Raw genomic sequence first — 1,329 nt, forward strand, 5'->3', positions numbered from 1 at the left:
GGATATACCGCCCGTTTGGCGCAGGGGTGAGGGTTCCTACTGAATCAACTTACTTTTTGTTAGATATACACAGGGTTTATCCCCATTGTGGGTGGAGTTACACCAATGTAATTCAGTGCAAAGTTAGAAAATATTAAATCTGTGGACCCAATGATTCCATCGCACGTAGCGTTGCAATGCGCTCTTCGATGGGTGGATGAGTACTAAATAACTTTGAGACAGCTTTTGCATCTAATGGGGATTCGATCCAAATATGTGCAACCGCATTTGATTTCTGGCGCACCACAGTGGAATCAGCAGCTAATACTTCAAGTGCTTTGCGAAGCCCGGCGGGATTGCGCGTAAAGGAGACAGCTGTGGCATCTGCTAGCGCCTCACGCTTACGTGAAATTGCAGATTTCAAGAGCAGCGCTGCAATAGGGGCGAGGATTAACACCACGAGTGAGAGAACAAGAGCAACTGGATTTTGATTTTGGTTTCCATCTCTGCGACCGCCACCAAAGAACATGATGCGCATCAGAAAATCACTCAAGATTGCAATTGCTCCGGCCGTGGTCGCAGCAACTGCTGAGACTAAAGTGTCACGGTTTGCCACATGTGACATCTCATGTGCAATGACTCCTTGAAGTTCATCACGATCCATGACTTCTAGGATTCTGGTTGTAAATGCAATCAGTGCGTGGTCGGGATTACGCCCAGTTGCAAAAGCATTAGGCGCAGAATCTTCCACGATTGCCACCTTGGGCATGGGTAGACCACTTGCAATCACCACTTCTTCAATCACATTAAAGAGTTCGGGTGCATCTTCGCGGGTAACAACTTTGGCACCTGTCATGGTGAGTACTAATTTATCTGAGCCGTAGTAAGAGCCCCACACGCCAATGAGTGATATTCCTACGGCAAAGGGAACAATTGTCGAAGCAGTTCCTGCTCCAAAATATGTCAGTACTGCATAAGCGACCAGCCAGGTGAGAACTCCCATTGCTGCCAGCAGGAAATAGGTCTTTCCTTTATTGGCAGAAGCGAGTGCGCGAAAGTTATTCTCAGCCATCGAACTTACTAGAACTTAACGCCAGGAACGTTGCGATCTGTTGGATTCTCAACTTCATAGAAATCACGTGCATCTACCTTGGCAAAGCCGGCAAAGAAGCTGGTGGGGATGGTTTTAACGGCCGTGTTAAGTGAGCGCACAGTGTCATTATAGAACTGGCGGGCAAATGAAACTTTATTCTCAGTTGTAGAAAGTTCTTCTTGAAGAGATAAGAAGTTTGCCGATGCTTTTAGATCTGGATACGCCTCAGCCACTGCGAGCAAACCTTTGAGTGCATT

General features: G+C 47.0%; 2 protein-coding genes. Both read right to left on the bottom strand.

Annotation, left to right across the window (positions count from 1 at the left end; all coding sequences use genetic code 11):
- Positions 1-133: 133 nt before the first annotated feature.
- Entirely contained in the window at positions 134-1,051 is a 918-nt protein-coding gene (locus AC9UEP_RS06015) for a M48 family metallopeptidase (protein ID WP_095675417.1), read from the bottom strand.
- A gap of 8 nt (positions 1,052-1,059) precedes the next feature.
- A partial coding sequence (locus tag AC9UEP_RS06020) for a LemA family protein (protein WP_509545109.1) occupies positions 1,060-1,329 on the bottom strand: 270 nt, incomplete at its 5' end.

The sequence above is a fragment of the Candidatus Planktophila sp. genome (assembly GCF_040402315.1).
Taxonomy (GTDB): Bacteria; Actinomycetota; Actinomycetes; order Nanopelagicales; family Nanopelagicaceae; genus Planktophila.